This window comes from Pseudomonas baltica, assembly GCF_014235765.1.
Lineage (GTDB): Bacteria > Pseudomonadota > Gammaproteobacteria > Pseudomonadales > Pseudomonadaceae > Aquipseudomonas > Aquipseudomonas baltica.
This window is the reverse complement of sequence record NZ_JACMYH010000003.1, coordinates 1-17,458: the sequence shown is the minus strand read 5'-3', so window position 1 is coordinate 17,458 and position 17,458 is coordinate 1. Positions and strand designations below refer to the sequence as shown.

The window sequence follows — 17,458 nt, the reverse complement described above, 5'->3', positions numbered from 1 at the left end:
GCTCTGTGGGAGCGGGCTCTGCCCGCGAACGGTGCGCCGCGATGATACCTGCATCCGCAGCCTACCCGGCGACGCGGCTCGTACCCTATAGCAGCGGTGCAAGACGCGTCCGGCCTCACGCGAAAACCCTGACACACCACGCTGCCCTGCGGGGCAGAATCCAACCTCGCTTTGGGCTATCATCCGCGCATCTTCGAACGAGGGAATACCCATGCTGAACGGCCTGTGGCTCAGCTTCTTTCTGATCGCCGCGATTTCGGCCTTCGGCCAATGGCTCATCGGCGGCAATGCCGGCATCTTCGCCGCGATGGTCGAAAGCCTGTTCGCCATGGCCAAGCTGTCGGTAGAAGTAATGGTCCTGCTGTTCGGCACCCTCACCTTGTGGCTGGGCTTCCTGAAGATTGCCGAGAAGGCCGGTATCGTCGATTGGCTGGCCAAAGTCCTGGGGCCGCTGTTCAGCCGACTGATGCCCGAGGTGCCACGCGGCCATCCGGCACTGGGGCTGATCACCATGAACTTCGCCGCCAACGGCCTGGGCCTGGACAACGCCGCAACCCCGATCGGCCTCAAGGCCATGCGCTCGCTACAGGAACTCAACCCCAGTGCGACCACCGCCAGCAACGCGCAGATCCTGTTTCTGGTACTCAACGCCTCGTCGCTGACCCTGCTGCCGGTATCGATCTTCATGTACCGCGCCCAGCAAGGCGCCCTCGACCCGACCCTGGTGTTCCTGCCGATTCTCCTGGCCACCTCGGCCAGTACCCTCGCCGGGCTGCTGGCAGTGGCCGTGATGCAACGTCTGCGGCTGTGGGATCCAGTGGTGCTGGCCTATCTGATTCCCGGTGCGCTGCTGCTTGGCGTGTTCATGGCGTTCCTGGGCACCCTCTCGGCCACAGCCCTGGCGGGGCTGTCCTCGATCCTGGGCAACCTCACGCTGTTTGGCCTGATCATCCTGTTTCTGGTCATCGGCGCGCTGCGCAAGGTTCAGGTCTACGAGGCCTTCGTGGAAGGCGCCAAGGAAGGTTTCGACGTTGCCAAGAGCCTACTGCCGTATCTGGTCGCCATGCTCTGCGCGGTAGGTGTGCTGCGCGCTTCGGGCGCCCTGGAGCTGGGCCTGGACGGCATTCGTCACCTGGTCGAATGGCTGGGCATGGACACCCGGTTCGTCGACGCCCTGCCGACCGCGCTGGTCAAGCCGTTTTCCGGCAGTGCCGCGCGCGCGATGCTGATCGAGACCATGCAGTCCCATGGCGTGGACAGCTTTCCGGCGCTGGTTGCGGCGACCATTCAGGGCAGCACCGAGACCACGTTCTATGTGCTGGCCGTGTACTTCGGTGCCGTGGGCATCCAGCGTGCGCGTCATGCGGTCGGCTGTGCACTGCTGGCGGACCTGGCCGGAGTCATCGCCGCCATCGTGGTCTGCTACTGGTTCTTCGGTGCCACGGCGGCCTGAACCGCGTCGTCGGTCACCGTGAAGCGCAGCACGCCGACGATCTGACCATCCTCGGTCAACACCCGCACCTGCCATTTCCCCGCGACGTTGCCGGGGAAATTCTGCTTGTGGCTCCAGGCGCGATAGCCCTCCTTGCGCCCGCCGTGGATGTCCAGGGCGATGCGATCGACCTCGGTGCCGTTCTGCTGCCACACATGATAGATACGCTCGTCCAAGCCTCGTGGAGCATTGATGGCGGTGTAGGCGTACAGCCCGCTGCTGCGCAACTGTGCCGCGCTGACCGTATCCAGGCTGTCGCCATGGGTGCGGCTGCGGTTGTCCAGCTCGGTGGTCACCGCCACCTCGGTCAGCCATAGCGTGGCCGGCGGCACCCAGGAGCGCAGCAGCCAGCCAGCACCGCCGATCATCAAGGTCGCCAAGACCAGCGCCACGCCGCGACGCCAATGGTTGATCGGGAAACTGACGGCCAGGCTCGGAAAGGCCAGCAGCATGGCGGTGGCCAGCGCCAGCTTGAAACTTTCATCGGTGGTCAGGTGCAGGATGATCGGCAGCGCCGTGAGCAACGCCGCGAACAGTGTGAAAGTGTGCAGCGCCATGAACAGCCAGCGCCGGGGCGCGACCCACTTGTAGTACAGCGGGTCGATGATCGACACCAGCCCGGCCAGCGTCAGCAGGCCGGTAAACACCAGCTGGCCGCTGTTCCAGGTGGTGGTGATATAGAAGAAAGGCAGAACGAAGAACAGGCTTTCCTGGTGGATCATCTGGGTCGCGTAGCGCAGCACCGGCGTGGGTATCTCACGCTTGAACAAGCGGGTGAACAACTGGGTGAAGGTGTTCTCCAGCATCAACCAGATCCAGGTCAGCAGCATCACCACTGCGATCCAGCTGGCCAGGCCGGCCTGGCGATCGACCAGCACGAAGCTGCCGATGCCGGACAGGAAACCGCCCAGTGCGATCACACCCGGGTAGCGTTTGATAAGGTCGATGAGGCGCTGAACGAAGTACGGCATGGTCTTCCATAGAAAATAGGCAATGAAACGGTATTCAGGATACCGCCTCGGCAGCGATCAACGTCGTTTCGCGCGCCGCCAGACGATGAGCCCCACCAGCAATGCTGCCATGCCGATCAACACCGCCCAGGCGATCCGATAGAGCTCGTCATAGCTGAGCAGGGGTTTTTCGACACGGATATACCCCTGCGTCCCTACCATCTGACGCAAGGCAGTGTTGGCGTCCTCGACGGTAACCTGAGCCAACTGCCGCGCCGGGCTGGCGAAGCGGCCGTCGGTATAGTCGGCCAGTGCTCCCCAATAGTAGTCGGCCAGCGCCACGTTGCCTTGCGCCGCCCAGGCTTGCCGGGCGATCGCAAGATTCTTCAGGCGCTTGAAGGTCTCCGCGTCCACACCGTTGTCGCGCAGACGCGCGATCATCTGCCCCATGACCAGGCCGGTCTGACCGATATCGGCTCGATCCACATCGGCGTTCAGGCTCAGCAGGCCGCTGTCGCCGTACGACTCGCGGGCCACCCAGGGCCCGTACGACAGGCCGTGGGCAAGCCGCAGTTCGCGGTAAAGCTCCCATTCCAGATACATCTGCAGCAGGTCCAGGGTAGCGGGATGCGCGGTTTCAAGCACCGGTTCGACGAAGTACAGATGAAGCTTGGCGTCCTCGCCCAGCCAACCGCGGGTCAGTTCAGCCTGCGGCTCGGCCGCATGGGTGACCGAACGCAGGTCTTGATGGTCGCTGGGTTCCACCGCATCCAGCGCACCCCAGGTACGCTCCAGATAGGCCGGCAGCAGCTTATCCAAGCCTCCTACCACGATCAGGCTCATGTTGTTCGGTGCGTACCAGTTTTGCCGGACATCACGCACCTGCGTCAGCGTCAGGTCGGCGACTTCGGCAGGTTGCGGACACTTGAGGCCCAACTCGATAGCCAACTGACTGCTGGCATCGCTGTCCCGAGCGGGCTTGTCGAGCAAGCGCTGCAGGTGGGAATGATGGCCGCCGTCTTCGTGCTCGATGATGCGCTTGGCGCTGGCCAGGGCTTTTTCGTCGATGGTGGTCCGAGTGACGGCAGCCAGCAGCAGGTCTAGTACCTTGCGCTGGTTGTGCGCTGGCGCTTCGATGACGAAGGTGGTGTCGGCACTGCTGGTGAACGCATTCCATTCGCCGCCCAGCGCCTGCATGCGTTCTTCGAGACCGCCTTCGCCGTGCTCGTCGATACCGCTGAACAGCAGATGCTCGAGCAGGTGGGGCAGTTCTTGATCAGTGCAGGAGAAGTCGTCGAAACCAACGCCAACCACCAGGCGAATCGACACGTGGGCACGCTCGTCGCCAGGTTTGAGCAGCAGTTGCAGGCCGTTGGGCAACAGATACCCTTCGACCTGGAAGCGGTCCAGCGCCACGGCTTCACGGCCGGCGCACAACAGCGTCGCCGCCAGGAGCCACAGGCACAGCAGACGATGCTGTGTGCCGGGAGCGCTTTTCACCCGCTCGTGCATGAATCCCTTCCATTGAAATCGACCAAGTCAATGGAACAGACCCCCTGGCCGGTCAGTCGTTCATAGCACATTGCTGGCCAATACCGCACGCTGCCAGTGCAACGCGCGGCTTTCCAGGCTCAGGACTCTTCCTGGGACTCGCGACGCTTGCGGGCCATGGCAGTACGCATCTTGATGTTCACGGCTTCCACAGCCAACGAGAACGCCATGGCGAAATAGACGTAGCCCTTGGGTACATGCACGTCGAACGCTTCGGCGATCAGTACGGTACCGACCACCAACAGGAACGACAACGCCAGCATCTTCAGCGATGGATGCTGGTCGATGAAGCGACTGATGGTGCCCGAAGCGACCATCATCACCAATACCGCAACGACGATGGCAGCGACCATGACCGGTACATGGGACACCATGCCCACCGCGGTGATGACCGAGTCCAGCGAGAACACGATGTCGATGATGGCGATCTGGATAATGGTGTAGATGAAGTTGCCACCCTTGCCTGCAACCTCGTCACCGCCCTCTTCTTCGCCTTCCATGCCGTGGTAGATCTCTTGCGAGCTTTTCCACAACAGGAACAGACCACCGAAGAACAGAATCAGGTCACGTCCGGAGATACCCTGGCCGAACACTACGAACAGGTCGGCGGTCAGGCGCATGACCCAGGTGATCGAAAGCAGCAGCAGAATGCGCGTGACCATGGCCAGCGCCAGGCCGAAAATCCGTGTGCGTGCCTGCATGTGCTTGGGCATGCGGCTCACCAGGATCGAGATCATGATGATGTTGTCGATGCCCAGCACGATTTCAAGTGCCGTCAGGGTCAAGAAAGCAACCCAGATTTCCGGGTTGGTGAACCATTCCATGTGAAGTCCTTCGTGTTGAATGTCAGGGCGGCGCAAGGCCGGATGCTAAAGCGCCGCTACCATGGGGTAGCGGCGCGACGGCGTCCGGCCTGGCTCGCGAATAGAATTTATAGACTGCTGAACAGAGGAAAGATCCCCATTGCCAGCGCGGCGAACATTATGCACAGGCAAACCAGTACTGCCCACTTGAGGGTGAAGCGCTGGTGATCACCGAACTCGATACCGGCCAGGGCAACCAGCAGGTAGGTAGAGGGTACCAGCGGGCTGAGCAGGTGTACGGGTTGTCCGACGATCGAGGCACGGGCCATTTCCACCGGCGAGATGCCGTAGTGTGCTGCGGCTTCGGCCAATACCGGCAATACGCCGTAGTAGAAGGCATCGTTGGACATGAAGAAGGTGAACGGCATGCTGACCAGCGCCGTGATCACGGCCAGGTACGGGCCCATGGCATCCGGAATCACGGCCAGCAGGCTCTTGGACATGGCATCGACCATGCCGGTGCCGGTCAGGATGCCGGTGAAGATACCGGCGGCGAAGATCAATCCGACCACGGCCAGAACGCTGCCGGCGTGGGCTGCGACACGTTCCTTCTGTGCTTCCAGGCACGGGTAGTTGACGATCATGGCAATACTGAACGCGACCATGAACAGCACCGGCAGAGGCAGCAGGCCCATGATCAGGGTGATCATCAGCAGCAGGGTCAAGCCGCCGTTGAACCAGATCAGCTTGGGCCGGCGTGCGTCAGGGAACTGCGACACGCTGATTTCGCTGTGGTCGATCTCGTCACCAGGCAGGTGCAGCTCGCCCAGACGAACGCGCTCGCGCTTGCCGTACATGTAGGCAATCACCAGGATGGCGACGACACCGACCGCCATGGCTGGGATCATCGGCACGAAGATGTCCGAAGGGTCGACATGCAGGGCACTGGCAGCGCGCGCGGTCGGACCCCCCCACGGCGTCATGTTCATGACCCCGCCTGCCAGAATGATCAAACCGGCCATGATCCTTGGGCTCATGCCGATGCGCTGGTACAGCGGCAGCATGGCGGCAACGCAGATCATGTAGGTGGTCGCGCCGTCACCGTCCAGCGAAACGATCAACGCCAGTACGGCCGTGCCTACCGACACTTTCAGCGGATCGCCCTTGACCAGCTTGAGGATCTTGCGCACTGCCGGGTCGAACAACCCCGAATCGATCATCAGGGCGAAATACAGGATGGCGAACATCAGCATCACGCCGGTCGGCGCAAGCTTGGTGATGCCCGCAAGCATCATCGGGCCGATTTCCGGTGCGAAACCACCGAACAGAGCGAACAGGATAGGCACGATGATCAAGGCGATCAGCGCAGAAAGGCGCTTGGTCATGATCAGGAACATGAACGTGATGACCATGGCAAAGCCAAGGAATGTCAGCATGGGAATACTCCAGGCACAGCGCGGCTAAAGACGAAGAACGAGAGGTTCAGCGAGGAATGGCAAGAGCCGGGAGTATGGGAAGGGAGGTACTGCGGGTAGGGATCATCAAGGACATCGGTTTCACCATTGTTGTTGTTCAAGAGGCCGAAAGCGCACCTGAGTGCTGCCATCTGGCCGGCCGGTCTTACGCCGGGGGTGAGTCGATCCTATGTCGGCAAGCTTTCAACAACCTTTCGCCATTCAAAACGATACAATTGTCCTTGTGGGAGCGTGCTCTGCCCGCGAATGGCGCCCCCTCGATCTCAAGGCAATACCAACCCACCCGCCGCCTTGTGCAACTCGCGCAGGTGTTCCCCCACCTGCTTCAGATTCGCTTCACTGGCCGCAATCTCCGCAGCCCGCTCAGGGGTCAGCAGCGCCCTCACCTCCTTGTCCAAGTCGGTACTCAGGCGCTGCAACCGTTGCTGGCGCTGACTGCTTTCCGATTCCAGCCGCTGCCACTCCGCCGTCTGCGGCAACCCGTAGCCACCGTTGTCGAGCAGCTCCGCCGGGCGGCTGAGAAAGCCGCTATTGGCCAATATTTCCTGCAACATCTGGTTGGCATTGGCCACGCTGCCATCCCCCAACTCGCGGGCACCCAGATAGCGTTGCTTGACCTCATCCTGCGCCAACAGCAACTGGCGCCGGTAACTGGCCTGCTCCAGCAGCAACAGCGCAGCACTGGTGCGCAGGTCAGCCTGGGCAAACCAGGGCCGTCGCTGCTGAGCGGTCTGCGCCAACCAATCCTCGACGGTCTGCTGCGGGATGGGCAGATGCTTGCGCAGCACCTCGAACATGGCCTGGTAACGATCGCGATAGGAATCGAACCGATACCCCAGCCGCAATGCTTCACGCGGATCATCGAGCACACTGCCATCGGCCAGCCCGCGCCCTTCCAGCACCTCGAGCAAACCGTTGGGCAAGATACTGTCGATGCCCTGGAGCCTCGGATCATGGGTACCGCTACGCAGCAGCTTGAGGTTCTCCACTGCACAATTGTTGGACAGGAAGTAATAGCTGCCGTCGTAGCTCCAATGCATTTCCGCGGCATGCCGCACCAGCGACTCGATTTCGGCGCGGTCCAGCTTGAGCGGCACCGACGCCAGGCTGCGCAACTCCGTCTTGGTGTACTCGTCGATCACCTGGGACAGCGGCAACACGAACAGTCGCGACGGGTATTGCCCCATCAGACCGCCCCACGTGGACAGCTGCACGTCATTGACGAATGCCCGGTACGACAGCACCAGGTGCTGCTCCAGATCCAGTCGGCAGTCTGGTCCCCGCGGGCGTCCCGGGGCGCAGATGACCAGGCGCAGCATGCTGTGCCCCCAACGGCTGGCGAGGTTCTGATTGGCTTCGGCAAGCAGGTAGTCCACCGCATAGACACGTTGCGGATCGATCTTGCCCAAGGGCGTCTTGCCGAAGTCGCTGCCGGCATTCAGGTAAGGCAGGCCTTCGGCGCAGCTTTGCTGGCGCGCCGGCGCCCAGTTGAAACGCGCCTTGAAGTACTCGAACAATGCCGGCCGACGGCAGGCATAAGCCGGGTCGAGGAGAAAGTACTCCATGTTGACCGCGACGAATTCCTTCGGACTGCTGACTTCGTAGATGTCGGGACTACGTACGATCTGACGGTTCTGCTCTTCGCGCTCGCCCCGGCGTCCGACGTATTGCTGCCAACCGGCCAGGTCCAGCAGGCGCGGGTCGTCGCTCAGGGTAAAGCGCCGCATACCCTGGCCACGGCACTCATCGGGCAAGCCAATCTTGCCAAGGCTGGCATTCTGACGGTTGCAGCGGTTGATCAGTGCACGGTCCGCAGGTGTCCACAGGCGCGCCCGATCATAGATATGCGTGAGTTCGTGCAGCACGGTGGCCAACAGCTCTTCGCGCACTGTGCCATGAGGACGGTTGGTCTGCCGCTGAGCGGAAGAGCCGTCGGCCAGCCCCTGCAATTGATTGAGGTTCAATTCCAGGCTGGATACCAGAGACGCTTGGCCATAGGCATTGTCGGGCATGCGCGATGACCAGCTGACGTCGATACGCCGGTCAAGCTGCGCGACGAACTGTGGTGGCAATGCGGCCATCGCATCGTCGAGCAGCGCCTGGCTGGCATCGGCCTGCCGGGCATCCAGCCCGCTGCGGTCAAGCACCAGCTGCAGGCTGGCAGAAGCCTGCGCAGCCGTCAGCAGAAGGCCTGCTGTCAGCAGCCAGCGGGCCAATCGCCTCACAGTGCGAGAATGGCTTCGGCAAGGTCCTGGTCACTGGCGGTGCGCGCCTGTGGAACGCGCTCACGCAGCGCATTGAAGGCGGCCTCCAGCTGCGCGCCACGGATGTTGCCCTGGCTGGCCACATAGCTGGCCGCGTCGTCCCGCGCTTCCAGGACCACCTTGGCGTCGCGGATCGAGGTCGTGGTGTCGGAAGTGAAATCGATCGACCGGCCAAATGCACGGACGATGATATTACTGGTGGCCACGACAGTTTGGGCCTGGGCCACATCGGCCAGCAGGAACAGGCCGAGGGTAGCGGCAATCAGCGGGGTACGCATGGAGCTTCTCCGTAATACGAGGTGTTTATTGGACGAGTATCGCCTGCGCCAGTTCAAGGTCGCCGGCAGCCATTCGAGGGTGCGCCTGGCGAATGACGGCCATGGCCGCTTCGAGCCGTGCGCCGCGGCATTGGCCGCCGCTGGCGACGAAGCAGGCGGCATCGTCCCGGGCAGACAGAATCAACTTGCGATCGAACGGTGCCGTGGTGACTTGGCTGGTCACATACAAGGTGATTACCGATGACTGCAGGCTCACATCGAAGGCCGCAGCCGACGACGCCCAGAGGGCAAGCAAGAATGGTAAATAACGCATCGGGCTTCAGGTGTCGAGCAATTGGGACGGCAAGGCTAGCCCAACGCCTGCGCGAGAGCCACCTTCGATGTCCGGCAGCCGGTAGCCTGCCGGTTCTTTCATCTAGAGCAGCACGCGCTGCAACGTATCAGATGGCAAGGATTGCCTGGGCCAGTTGGGTGTCGCTGGCTTGCATCTGAGGTGCAACCTTGCGGATATGGGCAAAGGCACTTTCCAGCTTCACGCCGCGGATGTCGCCTTGGCTGGCCACGAAGCTTGCAGCGTCATCGCGCGCTTCACGGACGATCTTGTCGTCACGCAGCGAGGAAGACAGGTCGGACGTGGCGTTGGTCGACGCGTTGACCCCACGCACCAGCGCATCGGTGGTGACAACGAAGCTTGAAGCCTGTGCGCCACTGGCCAGAGCCAACAGTACGGCGGCACTGAGCAAATAATTACGGGTCATGATGAATCTCCAGGTCTGAACGAGGTTTGAGCGCAATAAAGCTTATTAGAGCGCCTGGAAGCCTCGGGCGCCAGCACTCCGACCACACCGGCAGCGCAATGACTCAACTGTTATGGTTATAAATTAATAACCAAAAACTGTACTTGTCCTGTTTCACGCAGGCGAAAAAAAACCCGTCAGCGTGGACCGCGACGGGTTTCTTAAATTCGGTGCTGGTTCGGCCTTCAGGCTCTGTTACCAGCGGGGCGTTGCATCAACGCCAGAACGGCTTGCTCAACTCTTCGCAGCGCTGGGCTTCGCTGATACCGGCATCGGCCAGCAGACGAGCATCCAGACGAGCCAGTTGATGACGGCTGGCGATACGGCGCTGCCAGAGCATCAGGTTGGCGAAGAAGCGCAGAGGAGCCGAAGTTTGCGCAGTTTGGGTGTTGGCCTGGAACAGGTCGGAACTGAGGGTACGTTCCATGATGTACATCCTTCCGCTTGTGGCGGGGCTGAGTAGTGGTTTATCTGGTACCCATTTTCCACGCTCGCCGTCCATTACAGTAGGCACAGTTCACCTGTATTGTGTGCAGTCAGTTAGCTGTGAAACCCAACTGTCTCGCTCTCGAATGAGGCAACTGTATGGGTCTGCACCAATTTAATGCATTTATCGCCAATCCAGTGCTCTGGGGTACCTCGATTCTCACTTCTTTACCAGTACAGTAGTACAGTTAAATTTATTCGCTGCGATCTCTGATCACGTTGCACAAAAGCTCAGTCGCTGCAGCCTGCAACTGTATGCGTGGGTGTGCAACCCGGTGCTGATTTAACCTAGATCGGTGCGCCATTGCAGTGCCGAGCGCCTACGGGTCCGCAGCGCTCGTTCAGCTCTGCCAGCTGTTCTCCCTCCCTAATGAAAAACCCCGCCATGGGGCGGGGTTTTTCAGTACGGCAGCCCATCAGGTGCGTGGGCTCGGAATGCTATTCCACGGCCTTTACCATGTCTTCGATGACCTTCTTCGCATCACCGAACACCATCATGGTCTTGTCCAGGTAGAACAACTCATTGTCCAGTCCCGCGTAGCCACTGGCCATCGAGCGCTTGTTGACGATGATGGTCTTGGCCTTGAACGCCTCCAGGATCGGCATGCCGGCGATGGGCGACTTCGGATCGTTCTTGGCGGCAGGATTGACCACGTCATTGGCACCCAGCACCAGTACGACGTCGGCCTGACCGAATTCGGAGTTGATGTCGTCCATCTCGAAAACCTGGTCGTAAGGCACCTCGGCCTCGGCCAGCAGCACGTTCATGTGCCCCGGCATGCGCCCAGCCACCGGGTGGATCGCATATTTGACGGTCACTCCCGCGTGGGTCAGTTTTTCCGTCAGCTCTTTCAGCGCATGTTGCGCGCGGGCCACTGCCAGGCCGTAACCCGGCACGATGATCACGGTGTCGGCGTTGGTCAGCAGGAACGTGGCGTCATCCGCCGAGCCCGATCTCACCGGCCGCGCTTCCTTGGCGCCAGCCGGGCCTGCGTCTGCAACGGCACCGAAGCCTCCGCCGATGACATTGAAGAACGAACGGTTCATGGCCTTGCACATGATGTAGGAGAGAATTGCGCCGCTGGAGCCCACCAGCGAGCCGGCGATGATCAGCATCGAGTTGTTCAGCGAAAAGCCGATGCCGGCTGCCGCCCAGCCCGAATAGCTGTTGAGCATCGACACCACCACCGGCATGTCCGCGCCGCCGATCGGGATGATCAACAGCACGCCCAGCACGAACGCCAGTGCCAGCATCAGGCCGAAAGCGGCATAGCTGCCTGTGAACATGAAGATCAAGCCACACAGCAAGGTGCCCAGACCCATCAGCAGGTTCAGCTTGTGCTGCCCGGAGAACTGCACGGGTGCACCCTGGAACAGGCGGAACTTGTATTTTCCGGACAGCTTGCCGAAGGCGATCACCGAACCGGAAAAAGTGATGGCGCCGATTGCCGCGCCGAGGAACAGCTCCAGGCGATTGCCGGTCGGGATCGGATCGCCCAGCTGCGCGACGATGCCCAGGGATTGCGGCTCGACCACGGCGGCAATGGCAATGAACACCGCTGCCAGCCCGATCATGCTGTGCATGAACGCCACCAGTTCCGGCATCTTGGTCATTTCCACGCGCTTGGCCATGATCGACCCGGCAGTACCGCCAACCAGCAGGCCGACCAGCACGTAGCCGATCCCGGCGGTGGCCAGTTCTGCGCCCAGCTTGTAGATCAGGCCAACGGTGGTGAGCACCGCCAGTGTCATGCCGAGCATGCCGAACAGATTGCCGCGCCGAGATGTGGTCGGATGGGACAAGCCTTTGAGCGCCTGGATGAAGCAGACCGATGCCACCAGATAAAGAAGCGTAACCAGGTTCATGCTCATTGTTTGGATGCCTCATCCTTCACTTTCGGTGCTTTCTTCTTGAACATCTCCAGCATCCGCCGGGTTACCAGGAACCCCCCGAATACGTTCACCGCGGCCAGCGCAACGGCCAGCGTACCCATGGTCTTGCCCAGTGGCGTCACGGTGAGCGCTGCGGCGAGCATGGCGCCGACGATGACGATGGCCGAAATGGCATTGGTCACGGCCATCAGCGGAGTATGCAGCGCGGGTGTCACGTTCCAGACCACGTGGTAGCCAACATAGATGGCCAGCACGAAAATGATCAGGTTGTAGATACCGTGGGAAATCAGCATGTCTTCCATTGTTATTGTCCTCAGCCGTTCTTGCGCACGATCTGGCCATCGCGGCACATCAAGCATGCGGCGACGATGTCGTCTTCCAGGTTGATGGTGAACTGCCCGTCCTTGTCGAACAGCAGCTTCATGAAGTCCAGCAGGTTGCGTGCATACAAGGCCGACGCATCGGCACCCACCTGCGCCGGAAGGTTGGTCGGGCCCACGATGGTCACGCCGTTGTGCACCACGATCTGATCGGCCACGGTCAGCGGGCAGTTGCCGCCCTGCAGCGCCGCCAGGTCGATGACCACCGAGCCTGGCTTCATCTGCGCCACCGTCTCGGCGCCAAGCAGCGTGGGCGCTTTGCGCCCGGGAATCAGCGCGGTAGTGATGACGATGTCAGCCTGCTTGGCGCGCTCGTGAACCGCTTGCGCCTGACGCTGCATCCAGCTGGCGGGCATGGGGCGGGCATAGCCGCCGGTACCGACGGCACATTCACGTTCTTCGTCGGTTTCGTACGGCACATCGAGAAACTTCGCGCCCAGCGATTCGATCTGCTCCTTGACTGCCGGGCGCACGTCGGAGGCCTCGATCACCGCGCCCAGGCGCTTGGCGGTGGCGATGGCCTGCAAGCCCGCCACGCCAGCGCCCAGAATCAGCACGCGAGCAGCTTTGACGGTACCGGCGGCAGTCATCAGCATCGGCATGAAGCGCGGATAGTGGTGCGCGGCCAGCAACACCGACTTGTACCCGGCAATGTTGGCTTGCGAAGACAGTACGTCCAGGCTCTGTGCGCGTGAAGTGCGCGGGGCCGCCTCGAGAGCAAAGGCGCTGATGCCTCGCGCGGCCATCTTGGCGATCACTTCGTTGTTGAACGGGTTGAGCATGCCCAGCAGCACCGTACCGGCAGCCATCTGCTGCAGCTCTGCGTCACTGGGCGCATTGACCTTGAGCACCAGTTGCGTGGCAAATGCCTGGGCAGCACTGCCAATGGTCGCGCCAGCGGCCTGGTAGGCATCGTCGGTCACGCTGGCGAGAACCCCCGCACCACGTTCGACCGTCACCGCATGGCCTTGAGCGACCAGCTTCTTGATGGTCTCCGGGGTAGCGGCTACACGTGTTTCGCCCTGCTGCGTTTCGAGAGGAACACCAATGTGCACGTTATATCTCCTGCTGGATCTTTTTCCTGGTCGTACCCAAGCCCTGGCCATGGTCATCGTGCCAGAGCGCCATCAGCGCGATACCGCCTGAGAGCGGCGGGCCGCGGCATTTTGCAGGCCCCGACGAGCGGCTTCAACAGGTTATGGAGCGATACACTCTGGGCACTACAAGTCACGCTGTGACCGAATGTCACAGCATTCCTGCTTCCGCCCTTCTAGTACGGGCGTTGCAGGCGAGGCTGGGCTTCTCGAAATATTTTGCGAAATATTTATCGATTGCAGGCGATAGCGTGTCAAAAACCTGCCATATGCAGGCAGTTCAACGGCTGTAGCGGAAATACGGCGGTTTATCAAAGCTTTCAATAACGCGCCAGAAACGTACATCTGTAGGTTGCTACCGTTTGCCACTACCGATTTCCAGTCCATGTGGCAGGGGTTGGCGATAATCCTCTGCCTGCTGCATCAACCAGTCGCGAAAGGTCCGCAGCGCCGCCAGCTCGCGATGCCTTTCTGGCACGGCAAGGTAGTAGGCCTTGCTACTGCGCAATTCGTAGGCGTTGGCAATGACCAGGCTGCCCTCGCGCAACTCGCGCTGGATCAGGAACGGAGGAATGAGCGCCAGCCCCATCTCATGTACCGCCGCCTGGGCCAGCATGGAGAATAGTTCATAGCGCGGCCCACTGAGGTCGCGGGACACGTTCAGCTCAAGGCTGGCAAACCATTGCCGCCATGCATAGGGGCGTGTGCTTTGCTGCAACAGCGCAAGCTCGGCAATGCGTGTTGGCGCCAGCGCTGGTTGCCCCTGCAGCAGCGCCGGGCCGCATACCGGGACAGGATGCTCTTCCATCAGCCTGCTGGTCTGCGTCCCCGACCAATCACCATCACCGAAGTAGATCGCCGCATCGAAGTCGGTATCGGCGAACAGAAAGGGTCGAGTTCGGTTGGTCAGGTTGACCGTGATCTGCGGATGATGCCGCTGGAAGTCCTTCAGTCGTGGCAACAGCCACTGCGTACCGAAGGTCGGCACCACCGCCAACTCCAAGGTGCTGGCACCTTGCTGCCCCATCACCGCCAGTGTCTCGCGCTCGACAGCATCGAGCTGCGCGGCCACCCGGCGGCTGTAGGACAGCCCAGCCTCGGTTAGCTTCACGCCACGCTTCGAACGCCGGAACAGGCGCACGTCGAGAAATTCCTCGAGGTTGGCAATCTGTCGACACACCGCGCCCTGAGTCAGGAACAGTTCCAGGGACGCCTTGGTAAAGCTCTCATGGCGTGCCGCCGCTTCGAAACAGATCAGAGCCGCCGTACTGGGAATTCGTCTACGCATGTAACTGTTCCTCACATCACTGCCGGCCATGTTGCCTGTCGCAGGTTCCTGAAGTGAGAAATTATCACAAGCTCATGCGTAATCCTCCTTTGCTCACCAACGCATCAGCACCTACCCTCGGGCTATACAGCTTTTCCGAGGACGCGCACATGGCAAGCTTCAACTGGATCGACCCACTGCTGCTGGACCAACAACTCACGCAGGAAGAGCGCATGGTGCGCGACTCTGCCGAGCAATACGCTCAAGGCAAGCTGATGCCGCGAGTGCTGGAGGCCTTTCGCCACGAAACCACCGACCCTGCCATCTTTCGCGAGATGGGCGAGATGGGTCTGCTCGGTGCGACCATCCCCGAAGAGTTCGGCGGCAGTGGCCTGAACTATGTGTGCTACGGCCTTATTGCCCGTGAGGTCGAGCGGGTGGACTCTGGCTATCGCTCGATGATGAGCGTGCAGTCGTCGTTGGTCATGGTGCCGATCAATGAATTCGGTACCCAGGCGCAAAAGCAGAAATACCTTCCCAAATTGGCCAGCGGTGAGTGGATCGGCTGCTTCGGCCTGACCGAGCCCGACCATGGCTCGGATCCAGGGGCGATGGTCACGCGAGCGCGCAAGGTCGAAGGCGGCTACCGCATGAGCGGTAGCAAGATGTGGATCACCAACAGTCCGATTGCCGACGTATTCGTGGTGTGGGCCAAGGACGATGCGGGAGACATCCGCGGCTTCATTCTGGAAAAAGCCTGGGCCGGGCTCAGTGCACCTGCGATCCACGGCAAGGTCGGCCTGCGCGCGTCCATCACCGGCGAGATCGTCATGGACAACGTATTCGTGCCGGAAGAAAACATGTTTCCCGATGTACGTGGTCTCAAGGGGCCCTTCACGTGCCTCAATTCGGCACGCTATGGCATCTCGTGGGGGGCGCTCGGTGCTGCAGAGTTCTGCTGGCACACCGCCAGGCAGTACACCCTGGATCGCCAGCAATTCGGTCGGCCACTGGCAGCCAACCAACTCATCCAGAAAAAGCTGGCTGACATGCAGACCGAAATCACTCTGGCCCTGCAAGGCTGCCTGCGTTTGGGCCGCATGAAGGACGAAGGCACGGCGGCGGTGGAGATCACCTCGATCATGAAGCGCAACTCCTGTGGCAAATCCCTGGATATCGCGCGCATGGCCAGGGATATGCTGGGCGGCAACGGTATATCCGATGAATTCGGCGTCGCCCGTCATCTGGTCAATCTGGAAGTGGTCAATACCTACGAGGGTACTCACGACGTACATGCCCTGATCCTGGGGCGGGCGCAAACCGGCCTGCAAGCCTTCTATTGATAGGAGGTCGTCATGGGCGCCCTTTCGCATCTTCGTGTGCTCGACCTGTCGCGGGTACTCGCCGGGCCATGGGCCGGGCAAATCCTGGCCGACCTCGGCGCCGAGGTCATCAAGGTCGAGCGCCCAGGCCGGGGTGATGACACCCGAGCCTGGGGGCCACCGTTCCTCGCTGACCACGCTGGCAACAGCACGGGTGAAGCCGCCTATTACCTGGCGGCCAACCGCAACAAGCGCTCGGTCACCATCGACTTCACCCGACCCGAAGGTCAGAAATTGGTACGTGACCTTGCTGCAGGTTCCGACATTCTGATCGAAAACTTCAAAGTAGGCGGACTCGCCGCCTACGGCCTGGACTACGCATCACTCAGCGCTGTGAACCCGCAACTGATCTACTGCTCCATCACCGGTTTTGGCCAGACCGGCCCCTATGCCGCGCGCCCCGGTTATGACTTCATGGTTCAAGGCATGGGTGGCTTGATGAGCCTCACCGGCAAGGCGGACGGTGAACCTGGGGCCGGGCCCGCCAAGGTGGGCGTGGCCCTGACCGATATTCTTACCGGCCTGTACTCAACTGTTGCCATGCTGGCCGCGCTGGCGCATCGCGACAAGGGCGGCGGTGGACAACAGATCGACATGGCGCTGCTGGATGTGCAGGTGGCCTGCCTGGCCAACCAGGCCATGAACTACCTTACGACAGGCGTGGCGCCTGAGCGTCTGGGCAATGCCCATCCGAACATCGTGCCTTACCAGGATTTCCCCACGGCCGATGGCGACTTCATCCTGACCGTAGGCAACGATAGCCAATTCGCCAAGTTCGCGGGGGTGGCGGGTCATCCGGAATGGGCAAGCGATCCCCGATTCGCGTCCAATCAGCAGAGAGTTGCCAACCGCAAGCAGCTGATCCCCCTCATCCGGCAGGCAACGGTGTTCAAGACCACCGAGCAGTGGGTGGCCGAGCTCGAAGTGGCCGGTGTGCCCTGTGGGCCTATAAACGACCTGTCCCAGGTATTCGCCGACCCTCAGGTAGTGGCCAGGGAGCTTGCGATCCATATGCAGCATCCGCTGGCTGGCACCGTGCCTACGGTTGCCAGTCCCCTGCGGCTCAGTGCCAGCCCTGTAGAGTACCGACATGCGCCGCCTCTGCTGGGCGAACACACCAAGGAAGTACTGCAACAGCTGCTGGACATGGACGCCCTTACCTATGACCAGCTTCACGCTGCAGGTGTGGTGTAGTCGTTCTTCCTATAGAGAAGAACGCTTGAAAGCAGGGTTATGACGGTTTTTCGAATTGGGGGTTGACGGCAGCTCTGTAGTGTCTATAATTCGCCCCACTTCCGGCGCTGCCGAAACGATAAACTCCTTGTTAATCAATGAGTTGGCCGTTC

16 protein-coding genes are annotated in these 17,458 nt (G+C 61.2%); 3 read left to right on the top strand and 13 right to left on the bottom strand.

All coding sequences use genetic code 11. From position 1 onward, the window contains the following. The first annotated feature begins 211 nt into the window (after positions 1-211). Positions 212-1,453: a nucleoside recognition domain-containing protein gene (locus tag H7993_RS12450; RefSeq protein WP_122480109.1), complete on the top strand. Its 1,242-nt coding sequence runs from the start codon at positions 212-214 to the stop codon at positions 1,451-1,453. Here H7993_RS12450 and H7993_RS12445 read toward each other — a convergent pair. The 13 genes from H7993_RS12445 to H7993_RS12385 all read right to left on the bottom strand — a co-directional run bounded on the left by H7993_RS12445 (position 1,423) and on the right by H7993_RS12385 (position 14,751). Next, positions 1,423-2,463 (bottom strand): DUF5924 family protein, encoded by a 1,041-nt coding sequence (locus tag H7993_RS12445; protein ID WP_185794576.1) that lies wholly within the window; start codon positions 2,461-2,463, stop codon positions 1,423-1,425. The two genes, H7993_RS12450 and H7993_RS12445, sit on opposite strands and share 31 nt — an antisense overlap. Positions 2,464-2,520: 57 nt before the next feature. After that, the gene (locus H7993_RS12440; protein WP_185794575.1) at positions 2,521-3,954 is read right to left on the bottom strand and encodes a M16 family metallopeptidase; all 1,434 of its coding nucleotides are present in this window, start codon (positions 3,952-3,954) and stop codon (positions 2,521-2,523) included. A gap of 119 nt (positions 3,955-4,073) precedes the next feature. Beyond that, positions 4,074-4,817: a TerC family protein gene (locus H7993_RS12435; protein ID WP_122480112.1), complete on the bottom strand. Its 744-nt coding sequence runs from the start codon at positions 4,815-4,817 to the stop codon at positions 4,074-4,076. A gap of 107 nt (positions 4,818-4,924) precedes the next feature. Then, positions 4,925-6,232, bottom strand: a complete 1,308-nt coding sequence (locus tag H7993_RS12430; RefSeq protein WP_122480113.1) for a CitMHS family transporter — start codon at positions 6,230-6,232, stop codon at positions 4,925-4,927. 302 nt (positions 6,233-6,534) lie between these two features. After that, complete coding sequence (locus tag H7993_RS12425) at positions 6,535-8,496, bottom strand: DUF7844 domain-containing protein (protein ID WP_342345045.1); 1,962 nt, start codon at positions 8,494-8,496, stop codon at positions 6,535-6,537. Continuing rightward, positions 8,493-8,813, bottom strand: coding sequence for a DUF2388 domain-containing protein (locus tag H7993_RS12420; RefSeq protein ID WP_122480114.1), 321 nt, complete (start codon positions 8,811-8,813; stop codon positions 8,493-8,495). Before H7993_RS12420 ends, H7993_RS12425 begins: the two co-directional genes overlap by 4 nt. A gap of 25 nt (positions 8,814-8,838) precedes the next feature. Further along, on the bottom strand, positions 8,839-9,126 hold the full coding sequence (locus H7993_RS12415; RefSeq protein WP_185794574.1) for a DUF2388 domain-containing protein: 288 nt from the start codon (positions 9,124-9,126) through the stop codon (positions 8,839-8,841). A 127-nt stretch (positions 9,127-9,253) separates the two neighbouring features. Then, on the bottom strand, positions 9,254-9,571 hold the full coding sequence (locus H7993_RS12410) for a DUF2388 domain-containing protein (RefSeq protein WP_185794573.1): 318 nt from the start codon (positions 9,569-9,571) through the stop codon (positions 9,254-9,256). A 253-nt stretch (positions 9,572-9,824) separates the two neighbouring features. After that, positions 9,825-10,037 carry a DUF1127 domain-containing protein gene (locus tag H7993_RS12405; RefSeq protein ID WP_122714881.1) on the bottom strand — a complete coding sequence of 71 codons (213 nt, stop codon included), beginning with the start codon at positions 10,035-10,037 and terminating at the stop codon, positions 9,825-9,827. A 497-nt stretch (positions 10,038-10,534) separates the two neighbouring features. Further along, positions 10,535-11,968, bottom strand: coding sequence for an NAD(P)(+) transhydrogenase (Re/Si-specific) subunit beta (locus H7993_RS12400; RefSeq protein ID WP_122714882.1), 1,434 nt, complete (start codon positions 11,966-11,968; stop codon positions 10,535-10,537). Further along, positions 11,965-12,291, bottom strand: a complete 327-nt coding sequence (locus tag H7993_RS12395) for an NAD(P) transhydrogenase subunit alpha part 2 (protein ID WP_043191874.1) — start codon at positions 12,289-12,291, stop codon at positions 11,965-11,967. Before H7993_RS12395 ends, H7993_RS12400 begins: the two co-directional genes overlap by 4 nt. Positions 12,292-12,302: 11 nt before the next feature. Beyond that, entirely contained in the window at positions 12,303-13,424 is a 1,122-nt protein-coding gene (locus H7993_RS12390; RefSeq protein WP_122480118.1) for a Re/Si-specific NAD(P)(+) transhydrogenase subunit alpha, read from the bottom strand. Positions 13,425-13,818: 394 nt separating this feature from the next. Continuing rightward, complete coding sequence (locus H7993_RS12385; RefSeq protein WP_185794572.1) at positions 13,819-14,751, bottom strand: LysR family transcriptional regulator; 933 nt, start codon at positions 14,749-14,751, stop codon at positions 13,819-13,821. Between the two features lie 149 nt (positions 14,752-14,900). Here H7993_RS12385 and H7993_RS12380 point away from each other — a divergent pair, with 149 nt between their 5' ends. Next, positions 14,901-16,073 carry an acyl-CoA dehydrogenase gene (locus tag H7993_RS12380; protein ID WP_185794571.1) on the top strand — a complete coding sequence of 391 codons (1,173 nt, stop codon included), beginning with the start codon at positions 14,901-14,903 and terminating at the stop codon, positions 16,071-16,073. A gap of 12 nt (positions 16,074-16,085) precedes the next feature. Then, positions 16,086-17,306, top strand: coding sequence for a CaiB/BaiF CoA transferase family protein (locus tag H7993_RS12375; RefSeq protein ID WP_185794570.1), 1,221 nt, complete (start codon positions 16,086-16,088; stop codon positions 17,304-17,306). The last annotated feature ends 152 nt before the right edge of the window (positions 17,307-17,458 follow it).

Coding starts and splice junctions, on each gene's coding strand:
- H7993_RS12450 (WP_122480109.1), top strand. CDS start 212: ATGCTGAACGGCCTGTGGCTCAGCTTCTTTCTGATCGCCGCGATTTCG.
- H7993_RS12445 (WP_185794576.1), bottom strand. CDS start 2,463: ATGCCGTACTTCGTTCAGCGCCTCATCGACCTTATCAAACGCTACCCG.
- H7993_RS12440 (WP_185794575.1), bottom strand. CDS start 3,954: ATGCACGAGCGGGTGAAAAGCGCTCCCGGCACACAGCATCGTCTGCTG.
- H7993_RS12435 (WP_122480112.1), bottom strand. CDS start 4,817: ATGGAATGGTTCACCAACCCGGAAATCTGGGTTGCTTTCTTGACCCTG.
- H7993_RS12430 (WP_122480113.1), bottom strand. CDS start 6,232: ATGCTGACATTCCTTGGCTTTGCCATGGTCATCACGTTCATGTTCCTG.
- H7993_RS12420 (WP_122480114.1), bottom strand. CDS start 8,813: ATGCGTACCCCGCTGATTGCCGCTACCCTCGGCCTGTTCCTGCTGGCC.
- H7993_RS12415 (WP_185794574.1), bottom strand. CDS start 9,126: ATGCGTTATTTACCATTCTTGCTTGCCCTCTGGGCGTCGTCGGCTGCG.
- H7993_RS12410 (WP_185794573.1), bottom strand. CDS start 9,571: ATGACCCGTAATTATTTGCTCAGTGCCGCCGTACTGTTGGCTCTGGCC.
- H7993_RS12405 (WP_122714881.1), bottom strand. CDS start 10,037: ATGGAACGTACCCTCAGTTCCGACCTGTTCCAGGCCAACACCCAAACT.
- H7993_RS12400 (WP_122714882.1), bottom strand. CDS start 11,968: ATGAGCATGAACCTGGTTACGCTTCTTTATCTGGTGGCATCGGTCTGC.
- H7993_RS12395 (WP_043191874.1), bottom strand. CDS start 12,291: ATGGAAGACATGCTGATTTCCCACGGTATCTACAACCTGATCATTTTC.
- H7993_RS12385 (WP_185794572.1), bottom strand. CDS start 14,751: ATGCGTAGACGAATTCCCAGTACGGCGGCTCTGATCTGTTTCGAAGCG.
- H7993_RS12380 (WP_185794571.1), top strand. CDS start 14,901: ATGGCAAGCTTCAACTGGATCGACCCACTGCTGCTGGACCAACAACTC.
- H7993_RS12375 (WP_185794570.1), top strand. CDS start 16,086: ATGGGCGCCCTTTCGCATCTTCGTGTGCTCGACCTGTCGCGGGTACTC.